Origin of the sequence: Methyloversatilis sp. XJ19-13, assembly GCF_024580155.1 — a bacterium.
Lineage (GTDB): Bacteria > Pseudomonadota > Gammaproteobacteria > Burkholderiales > Rhodocyclaceae > Methyloversatilis.
In genome coordinates this window covers 190,261-208,594 of the sequence record NZ_JANINH010000006.1, presented here as the reverse complement: position 1 = coordinate 208,594, position 18,334 = coordinate 190,261, and the positions used below count along the sequence as shown (strand labels likewise).

Sequence of the window (18,334 nt, the reverse complement as noted above, 5' to 3'; positions counted from 1 at the left end):
GCTCGCTTCAATCGGGTTATGGGTTTTATAGCATGGCAAACTGCAACGGCAGGAGATTCTCCCCGGGGTGGGTGAACCTTCTCCCGTCGATCGGGAAGCCTTCCCTGGCAAAGAGATCATGTTTTCCCGGGTCGGTCCGGGCGGGGGCAGAAATTCGCGTTCAGCCCGACCCGTGGGATGGACTGTTGCACGATGCATCGCCGCCCGACGGCGCAGCGAATCGTTGCGTCAAGCCGCGGGGCGTGGCTGACGGAAGTCGGGTCGGTAGGCCCAGGCGAGGCACAGCAATCCGAGCAGTGCCGGCACCCAGCCCAGTTCCGTGGGCACCGATTGCTGACGCGCGAACGCCGGATCGACCAGCGCGCCGGCCAGTTCGTCGGGCGAAGCGAGCGCCTCGTAGCGCATGCCGGTCTGGGTGGCCAGATCGCGCAGGTGGGCGCCCTTCAGATTCGAAAGGTGCTCGGTGCCACTGGCGCGCGTGCTTTCGATCGCAAGACCGGATTCGTCGACCATGGTCTCCTGCGCCGCGTTGCCGCCGCGCCCGCGCGAAGCCGTATTGCTCTGCACGACCTCGTCGGCCTTCCAGTAGCCGAGTGGCCGGCCATCGAGGTCCAGCTTCGGAATCGGGCTCAGCGTGGCGCCACCGGTACCGACGATCAAGCCCTTCACCAGCCCGGGCTCACCGTCGAAGGACGGGCGCATCTTCGGATTCAGCGGCGGCGCTTCATGGCCATCGGTCACGAACACCAGCGACGGCGGCTGTTCCATGTCGCGCAGCGCGCGGATCGACGAGAACAGGCCTTTCGACACCTCGCTGGCGCCGGCCCACGACATCTGGCCATCTATATTGGCCAGCGTCGCCAGCAGCTCGTGATAGTTGCCGCACACCTCGACCGGTGTCATCAGCGCCAGCAGACGGTATTCCGAAAACACACCCCAGCCGATGCGCGAACCGCAGGGCAGGGTGCGCAACGACTGGCCGAGACTGTGCTTGGCGTAGTCGAGCCGGTTGACCGGCTTGCCGTCAAGTTCGTAATCCCGCGTATTCATGCTCTGCGTGATGTCCAGCACCACCATGTGGTGATAGCTGCGACCGGGCAGCGGCAAAGGCGGCAGCACGACGGCGACCGCAAACAGCAGCGCAGCCAGACTGAGCGGCAGCGCGTGCGCGCTGCGCGCACGAGCCAGCAGCACCGCGGGCGAAAACATCATGGCAGCCCCAGTGTGAAGGCCTTCATGGTCGTCACGGCGCGCTCGCTGTTCTGCGGTAGCGGCGGCGCCTCGGTCAGCACCTCTTCGCGCTCGGGCGCGAGGCGCAACGTGCGTTCGAGGTTGTACTTCGTGTCCCAGTGGTGCGGGTTGCGCTGCAGCAATTCGCGATAGCTGGTCTTGGCCAGTTCGGCCAGCGGCAGCGAACGGCCGATTTCGTCCGGGCCGTACTTCAGCGCCTCGCGCAAATGAAGGTTGCCGAGGTTGTACAGCACGGCTTCCAGCAGCGCCCCCTCGGTCGTGCGCGACAATGTCTTGTAGGCGCGCACGGCACCTTCGTAGTCGTTGCGCGCGGCCAGCGACAGGGCGCGGGCGAATTCCGCTTCCGGCGTGTCCTGCGTGGCCGCGGCATCGACGGCCGTGGTGAGCAGACGGTTGAAGTCGCGCGCCTGCGACAGCCGGTAGGCTTCATAGGCCGAAAAGAGCAGGCTCGACACGAGCAGGATGACGAGCGCAGAGCCCGCCTGGCGGAGTTTCATGATGGAAGGTCCTGTGTCCAGGCCGGTTTCGTCAGCAGGCGACTGGCCAGCGCGAGGGCGCCTGCGAGCAGCGCCAGCGCGAAGAACCAGGCCGAGAAATCGCGGCGCGGAATGCGTTCGGCGTAATCGAGTGGCAGGTTTTGCTGGCGGTCGACCTCGGCCACCGCCTGCTTGACCGCTTCGGGGTCTTCGGCTTCGAATGCCTGATAGGGCACGCCAGTCGATTTCAGGAAGGCGTGCAGCGCCGCCTCGGGCATGTTGCCGTCGTCCGGATCGGCGTCCAGTCCCTGGCTGAGGGCCGAGCGGATGAACACCCAGTACACCGCGACCCGGTTCTTTTTCAGCGCGCGGGCGATGCGTTCGCGCATGTCGGCATCGACCTGGGCGGCGCCGTCTGATACGAGCAGCAGGATGCGGCTGCCCGAGTAGGCGCGCCGCTCGAACTGCTCGGCGCCTGCCAGCAGGGCGCGACCGATGTCGGTTTCCGACAGGCCGCGGCCGATGCCGCCGGCTTCGATGGCCGCCTGAACCACGTCGCCGTGCTGCGTGAACGACACCACCGCCATCGGCGTCGAGCTGAACAGCAGCAGCGCATAGCGGTCTTCCGGTCGCCGTTGCGCGAAATCGCTGAGCAGCCGGCGCGCCACCTTGCCTTTGGATTCATGCGATGAGTCGATGACCGGCTGCCGACCCTTGGGCACCAGCGGTTCGTCCATGCTGCGGCTGCGGTCGAGCACGATGGCGATTTCGGCGCCGCGACCGGTGCGCTGCAGCTCGGTGGCGGGCTGGCCGATGCCGGCCACACCGATGATGGCGGCCAGCATGGCGAGCGCCGCCGCAATGCGCCCGCCGCGCAGCAGCGCATCACCCAGCCCGTCGCGTGGCAGCCAGTCGATGCAGGCGTAATCGAGGGTGTGGCGACGCCTCGGCCACAGTGGCAGCAGGGCCAGCGGCAGCGCGAGCAGCCACAGCGGCGATGCGAATTCGAGTCCGCCGAACAGGCTGCCAAAGAGGCTGCCAAGCAGACCATTCACCGCGTCATTCATGCCAGCGCCTGCCGTTCGAGCCTCGCCACGCGTGCGCACAGCGCAGCCGGTTCCTGTCCATCGACCGGGTGGTCGGCAAAGAAGCGCTTCTGCGAGGTCTCGAAGAAGCGTTCGAGCTCCGACTGCAGCGGCGCAAGCCACGGCGCGCAGGCCAGCAGGGACGCCAGGTTGTGACCGCGCACCACATGACCGGCGGTTTCGTCGAGCGCGCGGTGCAGGCGTTGCCAGATCGCCGTCGATCCCGGGTCGAGGTGGCGCATGTCACGCGCTGCACGCGTGAATGGCAGGCTGTTGCGCGCGCGCATCTGGCGCACCACATACAGCGCCAGCCAGGCGGCGGCCAGTGCAGCGGCCGCGTACAGCGCGAAGTGCAGTCGCCGCTGCAGCGGCGCGGTATCGATGCGCGGCGCCTCGGCATCGGGTCGCATTTCTTCCAGACCGGCACGCGCCAGCACAACCGTCGGCGTCAGTGGCGCGACGGTCACTGGCAGCACGCCGGTTTCCAGACGCACACCGGGTGTCTTCGTCGCAAGGTCGAGCGCCGGCAGGTCGAGCGCCCGCAATTCGTCCGGCACATTGATGATCTGGTAGTCGATGACCAGCCAGCGCCGGCCGGCGGCATCGCGCTCGATGCGCACGTCGCGCCGCTGGAACCAGTTGCCGACCCGTTCCAGCGCGGGCAAGGCTTCGGGGTCCAGCTGGCGACCTTCGTGGTCGAGCGCGATGCGCTGGGTGATCACGTCGCCGATGACATGGCCGAACGGCCGCAGCGGCTGCACATCGGGTGCGATCGACAGTGCCGCGGCCCGGGGGGCTGCCGGCGGCGCGTCCTGCACAGTCTCCCGAGCCGCTGCCTGAGCCGGCGCAGCGGCGTCCTGCGCATGGCAGGGCCCGAGCGTCAGCAGGGCCAAAGCTGCGCCAAGGCTGAGCAGGCGCAGTCTCCAGTAGGTGGGTTGCATGTCAGACAGCCTCGAAAAAATAGCGCGACAGGGCGTCCGCATCGAACGCACCCGTCATGTAGAAGGGGCGCATGCCGCGGTCGGCGAACATTTTCTGCAGATCGGCCCGGCGCTGCGCGAAGGCGTCCTTCCAGCGCCGGCGGATGACCGGTCGCAGCCACAGCCCGCGCCTGCGACCGGTTTCGACGTCACGCAACGCAAGCAGGCCGTCGCCGTCCGGCGCCTGCGGCTCCACTTCGTCCCAGATGACCAGCGGCACGACGTGTGCGTGCGACAGCAGGTCGAGCGCCTTGCCCAGTTCCGGCAGTGGCGCGTGGAAGTCGGATGCCACGAACACCAGTGCCTGCCGTCCGGCGATGCGCATGCAGGCTTCGGCCAGCCCGGCGCTCGACGGCTGGTCGGCACGGCTGCGCAGCAGCGCCTCGGCAATCATCAGGCCGGCACCGCGCGAGCGCATCGGCGCCAGCATCAGGTCAGTGCGTTCGGTGCGGTCGAACGCCAGCAGGCCGAGCGCGTCGCCCATGCGGAAACTCGAATCACCGAGCGAGCGGGCGAACTCGGCCAGCCGCTCCAGCTTGGTGGCGGCCGAGCCGAATGCCATCGACGCCGACACGTCGGCCACCAGATAGACCGGAATGCCGGCGCGCTGGCGCGTCACGCGCACCAGCCAGCGCTGTTCCGGGTCGCGCACGCTGGCGCGCAGGTCGAGCCGGCGCGGGTCCGGCCGGTCGAACAGCGACTGGTGGGCGATGAATTCCTGCCCGCTGCCCGCGGTCACGCTGCGGTGCGCACCCGGCCGCTGGCCGCCGACGCGTCGCGGCATGCGGTAGTGGAAGTCTTTCGGAGCGTTCATGGTGCCGGTCTTGCCCGCTGCCCGATCAGGGCGTGGCAACCCGTTCCAGCATTTGCGACACCAGCGCATCGGCCAGTTCGGCGCGGCGCAGTTCGTAGACCGGCGTGAAGAACACGCGGTGTACCAATGTAGACGGCAGCACGGCGCGCATGTCTTCCGGCGTCAGGTAGTCGCGGCCGTCCATCCAGGCCACGACGCGCGCGGCACGCATCAGCATGCCCATGCCGCGCGGGCTGGCGCCGGCCAGGATCAGGCGCGACATGTCGACGCCGTCGATCTGCAGGCCGTACTTCACCGGGTCGCTGGTGGCGGCCCAGATGTCCATCGCGTAGCGCTGCAGCGCGTCGGTCGCGCTGACCGAACGCTGGATCGCCGCACCGATGGTGTTCATCTGCATCCAGTCGACCACACCCGGCGTCACCGTGTCGATCAGCGCATCGGTGTCGTGGAAGCGCGGGTCGAACACCAGCGCGCGGCGCGTATCGTCGTCCGATGGCGTGAGCATGCGCAGTTCGAACATGAAGCGGTCGCGCGCGGCCGACGCGAGCTCGAAGGTTTCTTCGCGCTCGACGCGGTTGCGGTCGGCGAACACGGTCATGTGCGGAAAGCTGTATTCGCGGTTGAACGCCGACAGCGTGCGTTCGGCCATCGCGCGCAGCAGCAGCGACTGAACCTGCGGGCGGGCGCGGTTGATTTCATTGAAGAAAAAAGTCGTCAGCCGCTCGCCGTGCCGGAGCAGCGGGCCTGGCTCGATGCGCGGCTTGCCTTCGTTGTCTACATAGGTGTGATAGACGAGGTCGTTCGGCATCAGGTCGACCGTGCCCTCGACGCGCTCGAAGTCGCCGCCGATGGCGCGGGCGAAGGCGCGCAGCACGGTGGTCTTGCCGACGCCGACATCGCCTTCGAGCAATACGTGACCGCGGGCGAACAGCGCCACATTGATCAGGCGCAGGGTGTCGTCCTGGCCGACGATGGCGCGACGCACCTCTTCTTCAACGCGCAGCGCAAGGCCGCGCCAGTCCTGCAAGGCTTCCTGGGAGAGCATCAACTTGGATTCCGGCGACGTTTATGGGCGGGTGATTTGCCCCGAACGATACAAGGTTTGCCGGTGAGACGCATGTTGCAGCGCGCCGGACAAGTGCCTCGCAAACCGCGTGTGACCTCCTGATACATGCGGATACCGACCGCTGCTCCGCCCGGATGAACCTCGGTACCCGCTGTGGGTCGATCCATTGTCAGGCAGTTGCCTGACGCCCGAATTGCCATTCGGCGCACGCTCTGGAGGATCCGCAGATGAATGCCGTACCGACCGAAACCGCCCTGCTGGGCGGCGGCTGTTTCTGGTGCCTGGAGGCGGTGTTCAACCGTGTCGAAGGCGTGATCGAGGTCGAACCGGGGTATGCCGGAGGTCCGGTGCCGAATCCGACCTACGAACAGGTGTGCGGCGGACGGACCGGTCACGCCGAGGTGCTGCGCATTTCGTTCGATACGTCGATCATCGGCTTTGCCGAAGTGCTCGAGGTGTTCTTCGCGCTGCACGATCCGACCACCGAAAACCGGCAGGGCAACGATGTCGGCCCCCAGTACCGGTCGGTGATCTTCTGCCGCGACGGCGTGCAGGCGGCGACCGCCCGGAACGTCATCGCGCAGCTGACCGACGCGCGGCGCTTTGCTGCGCCCATCGTCACCCGGGTCGAAGGCGACGTCACGTTCTGGCCGGCCGAGCTCTGGCATGTCAGTTATTACGACCACAATCCGATGCAGCCCTACTGCATGGCCGTGGTGGCACCGAAGATCGACACGTTGCGCCGGTTGTTCGCGACGCGCGTCAAGACACGGGTCTGCTGACCGTCGATCACAGAACGGGCGTGCCATGGCGTGCCAACAGTCCCCGACAGCGTTGACCGGCGCGCCACCCGGGTAAACTGCATCCTTTCAATTCAACCAACGGAACGAAAAATGTCTGCCATCACCACCGAAAGCGGTCTCATCATCGAAGACATCACTCCGGGCAGCGGCGCCGAAGCGGTTGCCGGCCAGCGGGTCAGCGTGCATTACACGGGCTGGCTGACCGACGGCAAGAAGTTCGACTCGAGCAAGGACCGCAAGCAGCCCTTCGGTTTCAATCTGGGCGCGGGCCAGGTCATCGGCGGCTGGGATGAAGGCGTGGCGGGCATGAAGGAAGGCGGCGTGCGCAAGCTGACCATTCCGCCGCACCTGGGCTACGGCGCGCGCGGTGCCGGTGGTGTCATCCCGCCGAATGCCACCCTGGTTTTCGAGGTCGAGCTGTTGAGCGCGGGCTGATTGCACAGGCTCCTGCAACTGCGCGGCCGGTTTACCCGCTGGCCGCTCGCAGCCTTTGTGTGCCTGTTCGTCAGCCTGTCTGCGGTCGGTGCTGCCGAGTCGGCTGTTGACGATGCGGCGGCGGGCGACGACATGCCGGAACGGCTGCCGGAAGACAACCCACCCGCTGCGGCTTTCGGTCGCTTGCCGCTGCGTCCGAACGCGCTGCCGGACGACGTGAACGACATGCTCGAACGTCACGCGCGTTCGCTGGTGCTGCGCGAGGCGCTGACCGACGAACGTGCGCAGCGCCGGCTGCTGCGCCGGGTGCGGCGAGAGGTGACCGACCTGCTGTCGACCGAAGGCTATTTCACGCCGTCGGTCGAGATTGACGGCGACCCGCCCGCACTGGCCATCGAACCGGGGCCGCGCGCAGTCATCGGCCGCGTCGACATCGAGTTCGCGGGGGCGGTGGCCGAAGCCGAACGCGCCGAGCGACGCGACGAGCTGCGCCGCAGCTGGCGCCTGGCCGAGGGGCAGCCGTTCCGCCAGTCCGACTGGTCATCGGCCAAGCAGAACCTGCTCGACACGCTGACCTCGCGCGATTACGCCGCTGGCGCACTCATCGAAAGCCAGGCCGAAGTGGATGCGGCCGCTGCCCGGGTCGACCTGCGGCTTCGACTCGACAGCGGTCCGGCCTTCCGTTTCGGCGACATCGAGGCGACCGGACTTGCGCTGCACGACCTCAATCTGGTGCGCCGCTACTCCACCGTGCGCGCGGGCGATCCGTATTCCACCGACGCCCTGCTGGCGTTCGAGCGCGCGCTGCTGTCGTCGCCCTACTTCGGTTCGGCGCAGATCAGCGTCGATCGCGATCCGGCCGCGGCCGCCGCAACACCGGTGCGCGTCGCGGTGGCCGAAGCCAGTTCGCGCCGCCTGTCGTTTGGCGCCGGCCTGAGCAGCAACACCGGCTACCGCGCCGAGGTGGCCTGGTCGGACAACAATCTGTTCAAGCGCTCGTGGCTGTTCAATACCGCCATCCGGCTCGAACAGCTGCGCCAGATCGCCTTTGCCGACGTGCTGCTGCCACCGGCCGCCGACGGCTACCGCGACAGTTTCGGCGCGCTGGCCGAAAACGCCGACATCCAGGACCTGGTGACCAAGCGCGTCGGCATCGGTGCGGTGCGCGCGCGCATCCGCGGCAACATCGAAATCCGCCATTCGATCAGCCTGCAGCGCGAACAGCGCGAAATCGACGGTCTGGTCACCAGCACGCAGAAGTCGCTGGCACTGAACACCTCGTGGACCTGGCGCGAGGTCGATGACCCGTTCGATCCGCGCAGCGGCTGGGTGCTCAACGCCCAGGTCGGCGGCGGCGTCGAAGGCCTGCTGTCCGACACCAATTTCCTGCGTACCTATTTGAAGGGGCAGTGGTTCATACCGGTCGGCGAGCGCGACCAGATCATCCTGCGCGGAGAAGCCGGCCTGACCAGCGGCAAGGCCGACGCGCTGCCGCAGGATTTCCTGTTCCGCGCCGGCGGCGCGAATTCGGTGCGCGGTTACGACTACCTTCAGCTTGGCGTGCGCGAAGGCAACGCCATCGTGGGTGGCCGCGTACTTGGCGTGCTCAGCGCCGAGTACGTGCACTGGTGGTCGCATCAATGGGGCAGCGCCGTGTTTGTCGACGCCGGTGACGCCACCGACAGCCGCAAGGATTTCGACTTCGCCTATGGTGCCGGAGCCGGCGTGCGCTGGCGTTCGCCCGCTGGCCCGATCGCGTTCGACATTGCCTACGGCGAACGCGAACAGACCTGGCGGCCGCATTTTTCGCTGGCCATTGCCTTCTGATGAACGCGCCCGATCAAGCCCCGCAACCCGTCACGCCGCGCCGCAGCCTGCGCGCGCGCAGCCGTGTGCGCGGCACCGGTGTCGCCCTGACCGACGTTGCACTAATCGCGCTGCCGATGCTGCTGATGTACTGGCTGCTGGCGTCCTCCGGTGGCCTGCGCGCGATCGCCGCCGGCGCGCAGTGGGCGGTACCGGCGCTGCAGTCGGTCAAGGTCGAATCCGGCAGCGTGTGGACAGCGCCGCGGCTGGCCGAAGTGATCTACGACGACGGCACGCTGCGCGCCGAAGCCACATCGCTGGCGCTCGACTGGGCGCCGGCCGCGGCGCTGTTCGATCGCCGGCTCGACATCGCGCGCCTGTCAGCGGGGGATGTGCGCATCGCCACGTCGTCCAGTGACGCGCCGCCGACCACGCCCTCCAGCCTCGCGCTGCCGTTCGCGCTGAAGGCACGGCTCGACATCGGGCGCATCGTGCTCGCCGAGTACTCGGCGCCCGATGTCGACGGCATCGTACTGACCGACGTCAAGGCGGCCATCGACTCCGATGGCGTGACGCATCGGCTGGACGAGGTCGCCGTGACCACGCCGTGGGGCGCGCTGGCGGGTGCGCTCGCGCTGGTCGGCGACGCGCCGTTCGCGCTGTCCGGCGAACTGGCTTTCACGGCGCAGGATTACTCGGCCACCGCCGCGCTGGGCGGCACGCTGGTCGACGGCGCCACCGCTGCGCTGCGCGCCCGGGGTTTCGGTCTGTCCGGTCAGGCCGACGTCAGTGCCCGGCCCTTCATCGAACAACCGCTGACCGCGCTCAGGCTGGCGCTCGACGAATTCGATCCGCAGCGCCTGAACGCCGCCGCCCCGGCCGGTCGCTGGACGGTCGAGGCGGATCTGCAGTCGCGCGACGGCGCGGCGCTTGCCCTGACCGGACCACTGACGGCGCGCAACCGCGAAGCCGGGCGCATCGACAAGAACCAGCTGCCGGTGCGTGCGTTGTCGGCGCAGGTCGAGGCGAGCCCGACACAAGTCGATCTGCGCGACCTGCTGATCGAGCTGTCCGGCGGTGGCGACATCCGCGGCACGGCTGGCTGGCGTGCCGAGGGCGATCTGCCGGTGCACGCGGCGCTGGTGCTGCGCGATGTGGATACCGCCGCGCTGCATGGGCAGGGGCTGGCGACGAAACTGGGCGGACGCATCGACATCAGCGCGTCGGGCGAGCGCCAGCAGTTCGACGTTGCACTGACCGACCGCGGCGCCAGCCGCATCGCGCTCGATGCGCGTGGCGACGTGGCGCAGCAACTGCTCACGCTGGAAAGCGCCCGGGTGTCGGCGCGCGGCGCCGAGTCCACGCTGGCCGGCACGCTGAAGCTGGACGACACGCTCGCCTTCCGGCTGGCCGGCGCATTGCAGAAATTCGATCCTTCGGCGTTCGCACGCGTGCCGGCGGCCAGCCTGTCGGCGAAATTTTCCGCCAACGGTCAGATCAAGCCGCAGATCGACGCGCAGGTGGCGCTCGACTTCGCGCCCAGCACGTTGATGGGCGAGGCACTGGCGGGTGCGGTCAAGGGGCGGCTGCAGGGCAGGCGACTGTCGGAGGTCGATATCGCACTGGACTGGGCGGGCAACCGGCTGGCAGCGCAGGGCGCATTCGGCGGCCGCGCCGGCAAGGCAGACGACGTGCTCGACTGGTCGCTGGACGCGCAGCGTCTGGCACCGCTGCGTGCGCTCACCGGGCTGGAACTGGCCGGTCGCATCTCCGGCAGCGGTCGGCTCGCCGGTACGCCGGAGGCGCCTTTCGGCACGCTGACGCTGGCCGCGCGCGCGCTCCGGCTGGGTGAGCTGGGCAGCGTGGCCAGCGCCGACGTCAGTGCCGAACTCGCGCCCGGTGCCGACGGGCGCATGACCTTGAAGCTGGTGGCGGCCGATCTGCGCAGTCCGTCCGCACCGGCGCCCATCGAGGCCGTGCAGCTGGACATCGATGGCACGCGCGCGGCGCATCGCCTGTCGGCCAGCGTGAAACTTGCCGATCAGCCGGCGGAACGCGGTGATGCGCCGCTGCGCCAGTCGCTCGAGCTTGCGGCGCGGGGCGCCTTGCTGTCATCCGGTGACGGCCCGTCGTGGGCCGGGCGCATCGATCAGCTGGCGCTGGTGCTGTCGCCCGAACTGAGTGCCACGCTGGTCCGCCCGGCGTCGCTGTCGGCGTCGGCCCGGCGTGTGGCCCTCGACGATGCGACGCTGGCGCTGACCGGCGGCGGCGAAGCGGTGCTCGCGCGCACGCTGTGGACGCCGGAGCGCCTTGATGCCAGTGGCCGCATGCGCGGCTTTCCGCTGCGCCTCGTCTGGCGCGACCGCGAAGCCGGCATCGCGGTGCGTGCGCCGCTGAAGCTGGGCGCCGACTGGGCGGTTGGCGCCGCGCTGACCGGCGACGCAGGGCTGAGCGGTCGGATCGCCGTGTTCCGTGAAAGCGGCAACGCGGTCATTTCGGGCGAAGGCCGGGTCGAACTTGCGTTCAGCGAGGCGCGCGCGCAGATCGATTTCGCCGGCCAATCGGCGGCCGTCACGGCCCGCATTGCCGGCCCGGACATCGGCCAGCTGCAGGCCGCGGTGCGCGTGCCACTGCGCCATGCCGGCAGTCTGTGGCTGCCCGATCTCGATGCACAGACCACTGGCGAAGCGACGCTCGACGTGCCGACGCTGAACTGGATCGGTCGCGCGCTGCGGCTCGACATGACAACCGCCGGCAGCCTGAAAGCCAACGTGAAGATGGCCGGGCGGCTGCGTGCGCCGGAGCTGTCGGGGCGCATCGACGGCGACGGCCTGACGTTCCGGCTCGCCGACGAAGGCCTGCGGCTGGAGCGTGGCAGCCTGCGCGCGACGTTCGCCGGCGACCGGCTGAATCTCGACGGCCTGAGCTTCGAAAGCGCCAATGCGCGCGCGCCGGCCGATCCACGCCTGAATGCCGCGGCGTTGACGAAGGAGCCGGGCCGCCTCGCTGCGCGCGGCACGGTCGATCTGGCCACGGCGGCAGCAGACATCGCGATCGAGGTGCGCCGCTTCGTGCCGCTGCAGGGCGGCGAGCAGTGGCTCATGCTGTCCGGTGACGGCAGCGTGCGCGGCTCGGCCAAGGCCGGCATTGCGCTGCAACTGGCGCTGACGGCCGACGCCGGGCTGTTCACCGTGCCGGAGCAATCGCCGCCGACGCTCGGCGACGACGTCGTGATGAAAGGTCGCAACGGCGCCTCCGCGAGCGGCCCGCCGCTGGCGCTGCAGATCGACGTCGATCTCGGTGAGCGGCTCTATTTCAAGGGGCGCGGGCTCGATACGCGGTTGGCCGGCCAGCTGGCGCTGCGCGATCAGGGGCGCGGCATCAGCGCCACCGGCAACATCCGCACGGTGGGTGGCCGCTATCGCGCCTATGGCCAGAACCTCGACATCGAACGCGGCGTCGTCAGTTTCCAGGGCTCGCTGGCCAATCCGGGGCTGAACGTGCGCGCCATCCGACCGAACCTGCCGGTGCAGGCCGGCGTGGAAGTGAGCGGCACGGTGCAGCGGCCGCGCGTGCGGCTGGTATCCGACAGTGCAATGCCGGACTCGGAAAAGCTGTCGTGGATCGTGCTTGGCCGCGGTCAGGAAACGGCGCGCGGCTCGGATCTGTCGCTGCTGGCGACCGCCGCCAGTGCGCTGCTGGGCGGCGAGGGCGAAGGCATCACCGGATCGCTGGCCCAGGCGCTGGGCCTTGACCAGATCGCCCTGACCCAGAGTTCGATCGCCAGCGGTCCGCGCAGTCAGGTGGTCAGCAGTTCGCAGCGCAGCAGCACGACGGTCGGCGGCCAGGTGGTCAGCGTCGGCAAGCGGCTGACCAACAATGCGCTGCTGTCGTACGAACAGGGCGTGGCCGGCGCGACCAGCGTGGTCAAGCTGACCTGGACACTGACCCGCCATCTCGCGCTGATCGGCAGCACCGGCACCGAACAGGCGGTCGATGTGCGCTACGTCTTTTCGTTCAAGTGACGGTTTTCCACAACCGGGTCGACATGCTGCGCTGCAGCAGCGTACGAAGGGTCAATTAACGCGTTATCTATAAAGTTGGGTGATCGGCGCACGTAAACAAATGAAAAATTTCTTTTTCTATTTGCGCATCGCCGCGACTTGAGTCAAGAGTGACCGATAGATGAACCTTTCGTCCCCTGTTAATGGGCTGCGTATGACCGCCCTGTTGACGCTGCTGCTGACCGGCGTCACGGGTGCAACTCTTTCCTGGATGGCCTGGCAAGCCCTGCGTGCGCAGGAACGGATGCAGGCGCAAACCCGTTTCGATCGCAGCGTGGGCGAGGCCGAGCGCGCGCTGACCGAAGCCATGGCCGACTACGAACAGTTGCTGTGGTCCGGTGTTGCCCTGTTTTCCGCTTCGTCGACCGTGACGCGCGACGAGTGGCGGGCGTTTGCCCGTGGAGTGCACCTGGACACGCGCTTTCCCGGCCTCAAGGGCTTCGGTTTTGCACAAGTGCTGACGCCCGTTGAACGGGCCGCACACGAGGCGGCGATTCGGGCTTCGGGGCAACCCGGTTACGCCATCCGTCCGGCCGGCGAACGCGACGTGCTGACCACCATCGTCTATCTCGAACCCGATATCGGTAACAATCTCGATGCCATCGGTTACGACATGTATTCTGAGACGGTACGTCGCGCGGCGATGGATCGTGCGGCAGACACCGGCAGGGCGGCACTGTCGGGCGCTGTTACGCTGGTGCAGGACAGAGCGGCACCCCAGCCTGGCGCATTGATGTTCGTGCCCGTCTATCGTACTTCGCGCGGGCTGCATACCGTCGAGGCGTATCGTGCGGCGCTCCGTGGCTTCGTCTATGCGCCGTTCCGCATCAGTGATCTGGCCCACGCGGCACTGGATGACCGCGCAGTCGACATGGTGCTTGAGCTGTTCGATGGCGTGGCCACTGACGAATCGGCGCTGCTGTACGAGCGTCGCCGTGCGGTGCTGACGAATCTGGGGACTTACACCCCAAGTTTTGTCGAGACGCGCCCGATCGAAGTCGGCATGCGCCGCTGGACCTTGCGCTTCACGACCTTGCCGGCATTCGACGTGGCTGCTCCGGCGAGCAAGGCCAATCTGGCCGCGGCCGCCGGTTTGGGGCTGACCGTATTGCTGTGCAGCACGCTGGCTGCCGTATTCGGTCTGCGAAGCCGGGCCGAAAATCTGGCGTATCGCATGTCGGTCGCCCATCGCGAAAGCGAGGCGCGCATGCGCTCGGTCATCGAGGCGAGCGCGGAAGGCATCCTGATCTGCGATGCCACGCCGGCGTCGCGCGTGCTCGGTGCCAATCCGGCGATCGGCGACATGCTCGGCATCGAAGCCAGCCTGCTGCAGGGCATGCCGCTGACGCAGCTTTTTTCGAGTCACGGTGACGTGACGCTGAAAAGGCAACTGAGCGATATCCGCCATGGCGACCGGCGGCTTCTGCGCTGCAACGTGAGCGCCGAGCATGCACACGGAGGCGTACGCAAGATAGAGCTGGCCATCACGGCCACCGAAGAGGAATCCGAAGGGCCGCGCCTGATCATCATGGCGACCGACCTGACGGAACTGCTGGATGCGCAGCGTGCGGCGCGCGAATCCGACCTGCTCAATCAGGCGATTCTGGAGCACGCGCCGTTCTGCGTGATCGCCACCGATACGGCTGGCGTCATCCAGTCGATCAATCCGGCCGGCGAACGGCTGCTCGGCTATACGCGTCACGAACTGGTGGGTGTCGCCACGCCGGAGCTGCTGCATCTGGACACCGAAATGCATCAGCGCAGCGCGCAGCTGACGGCCGAAAAGGGTGTGCCGGTGCGCGGTTTCGAGGTGTTCGTGCTGCCGGTGCGCGAAGGCGGTGTGGATGAGCGGGAATGGACCTATGTGCGCAAGGACGGCGTACATGTGCCCGTCAATCTGGCCGTCAATGCGCTGCGCGACGCGCACGGTGACATCCATGGCTACATCTGTTTCGCCTACGACATCACCGAACGGCGGCGCACCGAGGCCTATGTCCGCCGGCTGGCGCACCACGATACGCTGACCGGCCTGCCGAATCGTCTGCTGCTGAGCGAACGCTTCGAGCGTTCGGTCGAACGGTCAAAGCACACTGGCTTGCGGACCGCGTTGATCATGCTCGATCTCGATCATTTCAAGGACATCAACGACACTTTGGGGCACCATGCCGGCGATTCAGTGTTGCGCGTGGTCGCCGAACGCTTGCTGGCCACCGTGCGCGTCACCGATACGGCCGCTCGGCTGGGGGGTGACGAATTCGTCGTGCTGCTCGAAGACGTCGACAATGCGGAAGTCGCCGGCGAGATTTCCCGCAAGATCGTGCAGGCGCTGTCCGCGCCGATGGAGGTCGCCGACCTGTCGCTGACGGTCACGCCGAGCATCGGCATCGCGCTGTCTCCCGATCACGGCCTTGAACTGGAAGACGTGCTGCAGCGCGCCGATACCGCGATGTACCGTACCAAGCAGTCGGGCCGCAACGGCTTCACGCTGTACGAACCCGGCCACGCCTGAGCGGGCGGCGCGCGGCGTCAGGCGCGTCGCTCGCCGAGACTGCGGTCCAGCTTGTCTTCGACCTCACCGATGGCCGCCGCGAGCGAATTCACCGATTCGGCCGTCGTCTGCTGCATGGCCGCGCGCAACTCGGCGAATTCTTTCTGCATCGCAGCGTTCAGTTCGGTGAAGCGCGATGCTTCGGCCTGATCAGCCAGCAAGCGCTGCTCGCGCAGTTCCTTGGCATGACGGCGCGCTTCGAGCAGGGTCGAGGTGTGCAGCGTGAGTGTGTAGGCGCCGAGCAGCACCAGCAGCAAGGTCGTGGCACCGAGCAGGATGATGCCGGCCGGTGCGTTGATCGTCGCCACCAGCAGCGACACCTCGACCGGCATGACCAGCACGCTCCAGTTGGCGATAACGAAGGCGGCGAGCAGGCCCATCACCAGTATTCCAAGTGCGCCGAGCAGTTTCATCAGTGTTCTCCTTTTATTGTCATCGCACCATTGTCGTGCATGACCAGCCATACCGCCATCGGCATCCGCCTACGCCGGCGCTGCAGCCGGCTGCATGCGCGCCTCGCGGATCGGCAGATTGACCAGCGCCGCGATGGTCGCGAGCAGTGCATCGGCATACCACATCCACAGGTAGTTGCCGGTGTGCTCGAGCGCCAGCCCGCCCAGCCAGGCGCCGAAGAAGCCGCCGATCTGGTGCGACAGCAGCGTGAGGCCGAACAATGTCGCAAGATAACGCGTGCCGAACAGCTTGCCGACCACGCCGGCGGTCGGCGGCACCGTGGCCAGCCAGGTCACGCCCAGACCGATGGCGAACAGGTAGAAGGTCCATTCGGTCTGCGGCGACGCCAGGTAGATCAACACCAGCACCGCACGCGACGCGTACATCCAGAACAGGATCATCTTGCTGCGCCAGCGGCCGACCGCCCAGCCGGCCAGCAGGCTGCCGGCGATGTTGGCCAGCCCGATCAGCGCCAGCGCACTGCTCGCCACTTCCGCCGGCAGGCCGCACAGCCCGACTTCGCCCGGCAGATGGGTGATCAGGAAGGCGATGTGAAAACCGCAGGTGAAGAAGCCGGCGTGCAGCAGCAGATAACTGCGGTCACGCAGCGCATCGCGCACCGCGTGACGCAGGCCGCCGCTGCCATCGGGCGCGGCATGACTGACCACCGGTTCGCGAGCACGCAGGGCGCGTGCCAGCGGCAGTGCGGCCAGCGCTGCGATGGCCAGTGCGTACATCGCCCCCATCCAGCCGACGGTGGTGATCAGCTTCTGCGCCAGTGGCGCAAACACGAACTGGCCGAGCGAACCGCCGGCGTTGATGACGCCGGCCGCCTGGCCGCGTTTCGCCGAATCGAGCTTGCGCGAGGCGGCGCCGATCAGCACCGAAAAGCTGCCGGCGCCGGAGCCAGCCGCCGACAGCACGCCGAGCGCCATCATCATGCCGAAGCTGGTGTCCATGAAGGGTGTGAGCGCGCAACCGAGCGCCAGCACGATCAGCCCGGCGGCCAGTACGCGGCCCGGCCCGTAGCGATCGGCTACCGCACCAGCCACCGGCTGTATCGCGCCCCAGACGAACTGGCCGATCGCCAGCGCCAGACTCAGGCTGACGATGCCCAGACCGGTGGAGGTATTGATCGGCGAAATGAACAGGCCGGACGACTGGCGCACGCCCATCGTGACCATCAGCAGCAGGGCGGCGCACAGCACGGCAGGCAGGGCGGAGGGCATGGCGCGGAACAGGACTTCGGGTGGCAGGAGGCTAGCACAGGCCGTTGTGCCGCCGTTACGCGTCGCGGGCGGCAGCGGATGTTGTTGGGCATCGCTGCGCTCACCCCAACCTACGGGTGGTGGGCATTGCTGTGCTCATCCCGACGTGCGGGAGGCTGCATCGTAGGTTGGGGTGAGCGCAGCGATGCCCAACAAGACGGCGCATGCACTCGCGCCACACGCACCGCGCCGGATGGACGGCTGCCCCTGCCGCGTACGGGGAACCTCGAAGTTCAACGATGCGCCGACCATCGCGTGCCCGGCCGGGTTATCTTCGGCCGATGAATCCGATTTCAACCACTGCGCTTTTCGTCGCCACCGCACTGGCGGAGATCGTCGGCTGCTATCGGCCCTGGCTGTGGCTGAAGGACCGCGCGCCGGTCTGGGTGCTGCGGCCGGCGACGCTGTCGCTGGCCGGAATGGCCATCATCATGTTAGCGCCGCGCACCTGACGCCCATTCATCGAGGAGAATTCCGCATGGATCTGCAACTGAAGAACCGTCTCGCGCTGGTGTCCGGCAGCACCGCCGGCATCGGCTACGCCATCGCCGAGGCGCTGCTGCGCGAAGGCGCGCGCGTCATCGTCAATGGCCGCACGCAGGCGGCGGTCGACGCCGCCGTCGCGAAGCTGGGTGTGGGGGCGATCGGCTTTGCCGGCGATCTGGCCAGCGCGGCCGGTGCCGACGCGTTGGCGAAGGCGCACCCGGACATCGACATCCTGGTGAACAACCTCGGCATCTTCGAGCCGAAAGCGTTCGAGGACATTCCCGACGCCGACTGGACGCGCTTCTTCGACGTGAACGTGCTGAGCGGGGTGCGGCTGTCGCGCCAGGTGCTGGCCGGCATGAAGCGGCGCAACTGGGGCCGCATCCTGTTCATATCGAGTGAGAGCGGCATCCAGATTCCGGCCGAAATGATCCACTACGGCATGACCAAATCGGCGCAGATCGCGATTGCGCGCGGTCTGGCCGAGTCGGTCGCCGGCACCGGCATCACCGTCAACAGTGTGCTGCCGGGTCCGACCCGCTCGCGCGGCGTCGAGGAATTCGTGCAGACGCTGGCCAATGAAAGCGGCCAGAGCTTCGAGGACTTCGAAAAGGAATTCTTCGAGAAGGTGCGCCCGACCTCGCTGATCAAGCGCTTCGCCACGCCGGAAGAAGTCGCCGCGATGGTCGTCTATCTGGCCAGTCCGCTGGCGTCGGCGACCACAGGCGCGGCTGTGCGGGTCGATGGCGGCACGGTGAAGGGCGCCTTCTGAACTGCGTGACGGCACGTCTCGGATTGC

General features: G+C 67.7%; 15 protein-coding genes. 7 read left to right on the top strand and 8 right to left on the bottom strand.

Features of this window, described 5'->3' with window-relative positions:
- Window positions 1-228 precede the first annotated feature (228 nt).
- Genes NMQ14_RS10365 through NMQ14_RS10340 form a run of 6 tightly spaced genes read right to left on the bottom strand, consistent with a single transcriptional unit; the run spans window position 229 to window position 5,651 of the window.
- Window positions 229-1,212 (bottom strand): VWA domain-containing protein, encoded by a 984-nt coding sequence (locus tag NMQ14_RS10365; RefSeq protein WP_257095804.1) that lies wholly within the window; start codon window positions 1,210-1,212, stop codon window positions 229-231.
- Window positions 1,209-1,748 (bottom strand): MxaK protein, encoded by a 540-nt coding sequence (locus tag NMQ14_RS10360; protein WP_257095801.1) that lies wholly within the window; start codon window positions 1,746-1,748, stop codon window positions 1,209-1,211. Before NMQ14_RS10360 ends, NMQ14_RS10365 begins: the two co-directional genes overlap by 4 nt.
- The gene (locus NMQ14_RS10355; RefSeq protein WP_257095799.1) at window positions 1,745-2,794 is read right to left on the bottom strand and encodes a VWA domain-containing protein; all 1,050 of its coding nucleotides are present in this window, start codon (window positions 2,792-2,794) and stop codon (window positions 1,745-1,747) included. The genes NMQ14_RS10360 and NMQ14_RS10355 overlap by 4 nt, the downstream gene beginning before the upstream one ends.
- Window positions 2,791-3,753 (bottom strand): nonribosomal peptide synthetase MxaA, encoded by a 963-nt coding sequence (locus tag NMQ14_RS10350; RefSeq protein ID WP_257095797.1) that lies wholly within the window; start codon window positions 3,751-3,753, stop codon window positions 2,791-2,793. The genes NMQ14_RS10355 and NMQ14_RS10350 overlap by 4 nt, the downstream gene beginning before the upstream one ends.
- Before the next feature lies 1 nt (window position 3,754).
- Window positions 3,755-4,606: a DUF58 domain-containing protein gene (locus NMQ14_RS10345; RefSeq protein WP_257095795.1), complete on the bottom strand. Its 852-nt coding sequence runs from the start codon at window positions 4,604-4,606 to the stop codon at window positions 3,755-3,757.
- Between the two features lie 25 nt (window positions 4,607-4,631).
- The gene (locus NMQ14_RS10340) at window positions 4,632-5,651 is read right to left on the bottom strand and encodes a MoxR family ATPase (RefSeq protein WP_257082418.1); all 1,020 of its coding nucleotides are present in this window, start codon (window positions 5,649-5,651) and stop codon (window positions 4,632-4,634) included.
- A 248-nt stretch (window positions 5,652-5,899) separates the two neighbouring features.
- Between NMQ14_RS10340 and msrA the strand changes: the two genes are divergently transcribed.
- From msrA to NMQ14_RS10315, 5 genes are all read left to right on the top strand, one after another.
- Window positions 5,900-6,454: a peptide-methionine (S)-S-oxide reductase MsrA gene (msrA, locus tag NMQ14_RS10335; protein WP_257095793.1), complete on the top strand. Its 555-nt coding sequence runs from the start codon at window positions 5,900-5,902 to the stop codon at window positions 6,452-6,454.
- A 111-nt stretch (window positions 6,455-6,565) separates the two neighbouring features.
- Window positions 6,566-6,910 carry an FKBP-type peptidyl-prolyl cis-trans isomerase gene (locus NMQ14_RS10330; RefSeq protein WP_257082421.1) on the top strand — a complete coding sequence of 115 codons (345 nt, stop codon included), beginning with the start codon at window positions 6,566-6,568 and terminating at the stop codon, window positions 6,908-6,910.
- The gene (locus tag NMQ14_RS10325) at window positions 6,911-8,737 is read left to right on the top strand and encodes an autotransporter assembly complex family protein (RefSeq protein WP_257095791.1); all 1,827 of its coding nucleotides are present in this window, start codon (window positions 6,911-6,913) and stop codon (window positions 8,735-8,737) included. It abuts the gene before it with no gap.
- Entirely contained in the window at window positions 8,737-12,741 is a 4,005-nt protein-coding gene (locus NMQ14_RS10320; RefSeq protein WP_257095789.1) for a translocation/assembly module TamB domain-containing protein, read from the top strand. The genes NMQ14_RS10325 and NMQ14_RS10320 overlap by 1 nt, the downstream gene beginning before the upstream one ends.
- A 193-nt stretch (window positions 12,742-12,934) precedes the next feature.
- Window positions 12,935-15,289: a CHASE domain-containing protein gene (locus tag NMQ14_RS10315; protein WP_257095787.1), complete on the top strand. Its 2,355-nt coding sequence runs from the start codon at window positions 12,935-12,937 to the stop codon at window positions 15,287-15,289.
- 17 nt (window positions 15,290-15,306) lie between these two features.
- Here NMQ14_RS10315 and NMQ14_RS10310 read toward each other — a convergent pair whose 3' ends face one another.
- Complete coding sequence (locus tag NMQ14_RS10310; RefSeq protein WP_257082425.1) at window positions 15,307-15,741, bottom strand: hypothetical protein; 435 nt, start codon at window positions 15,739-15,741, stop codon at window positions 15,307-15,309.
- Between the two features lie 69 nt (window positions 15,742-15,810).
- Window positions 15,811-17,010: an MFS transporter gene (locus NMQ14_RS10305; protein ID WP_257095785.1), complete on the bottom strand. Its 1,200-nt coding sequence runs from the start codon at window positions 17,008-17,010 to the stop codon at window positions 15,811-15,813.
- 320 nt (window positions 17,011-17,330) lie between these two features.
- Here NMQ14_RS10305 and NMQ14_RS10300 point away from each other — a divergent pair, with 320 nt between their 5' ends.
- Window positions 17,331-17,501 (top strand): hypothetical protein, encoded by a 171-nt coding sequence (locus NMQ14_RS10300; protein ID WP_373457187.1) that lies wholly within the window; start codon window positions 17,331-17,333, stop codon window positions 17,499-17,501.
- Between the two features lie 26 nt (window positions 17,502-17,527).
- Entirely contained in the window at window positions 17,528-18,307 is a 780-nt protein-coding gene (locus tag NMQ14_RS10295) for an SDR family NAD(P)-dependent oxidoreductase (protein ID WP_257095783.1), read from the top strand.
- Window positions 18,308-18,334: the final 27 nt, after the last annotated feature.

Excerpts from the sequence above, each read along its gene's own strand:
- NMQ14_RS10345 (WP_257095795.1), bottom strand. The coding sequence starts at position 4,606 with ATGAACGCTCCGAAAGACTTCCACTACCGCATGCCGCGACGCGTCGGC.
- NMQ14_RS10365 (WP_257095804.1), bottom strand. The coding sequence starts at position 1,212 with ATGATGTTTTCGCCCGCGGTGCTGCTGGCTCGTGCGCGCAGCGCGCAC.
- NMQ14_RS10355 (WP_257095799.1), bottom strand. The coding sequence starts at position 2,794 with ATGAATGACGCGGTGAATGGTCTGCTTGGCAGCCTCTTTGGCAGCCTG.
- NMQ14_RS10320 (WP_257095789.1), top strand. The coding sequence starts at position 8,737 with ATGAACGCGCCCGATCAAGCCCCGCAACCCGTCACGCCGCGCCGCAGC.
- NMQ14_RS10305 (WP_257095785.1), bottom strand. The coding sequence starts at position 17,010 with ATGCCCTCCGCCCTGCCTGCCGTGCTGTGCGCCGCCCTGCTGCTGATG.
- NMQ14_RS10350 (WP_257095797.1), bottom strand. The coding sequence starts at position 3,753 with ATGCAACCCACCTACTGGAGACTGCGCCTGCTCAGCCTTGGCGCAGCT.
- NMQ14_RS10360 (WP_257095801.1), bottom strand. The coding sequence starts at position 1,748 with ATGAAACTCCGCCAGGCGGGCTCTGCGCTCGTCATCCTGCTCGTGTCG.
- NMQ14_RS10295 (WP_257095783.1), top strand. The coding sequence starts at position 17,528 with ATGGATCTGCAACTGAAGAACCGTCTCGCGCTGGTGTCCGGCAGCACC.
- msrA (WP_257095793.1), top strand. The coding sequence starts at position 5,900 with ATGAATGCCGTACCGACCGAAACCGCCCTGCTGGGCGGCGGCTGTTTC.
- NMQ14_RS10300 (WP_373457187.1), top strand. The coding sequence starts at position 17,331 with ATGAATCCGATTTCAACCACTGCGCTTTTCGTCGCCACCGCACTGGCG.
- NMQ14_RS10340 (WP_257082418.1), bottom strand. The coding sequence starts at position 5,651 with ATGCTCTCCCAGGAAGCCTTGCAGGACTGGCGCGGCCTTGCGCTGCGC.
- NMQ14_RS10315 (WP_257095787.1), top strand. The coding sequence starts at position 12,935 with ATGACCGCCCTGTTGACGCTGCTGCTGACCGGCGTCACGGGTGCAACT.
- NMQ14_RS10310 (WP_257082425.1), bottom strand. The coding sequence starts at position 15,741 with ATGAAACTGCTCGGCGCACTTGGAATACTGGTGATGGGCCTGCTCGCC.
- NMQ14_RS10330 (WP_257082421.1), top strand. The coding sequence starts at position 6,566 with ATGTCTGCCATCACCACCGAAAGCGGTCTCATCATCGAAGACATCACT.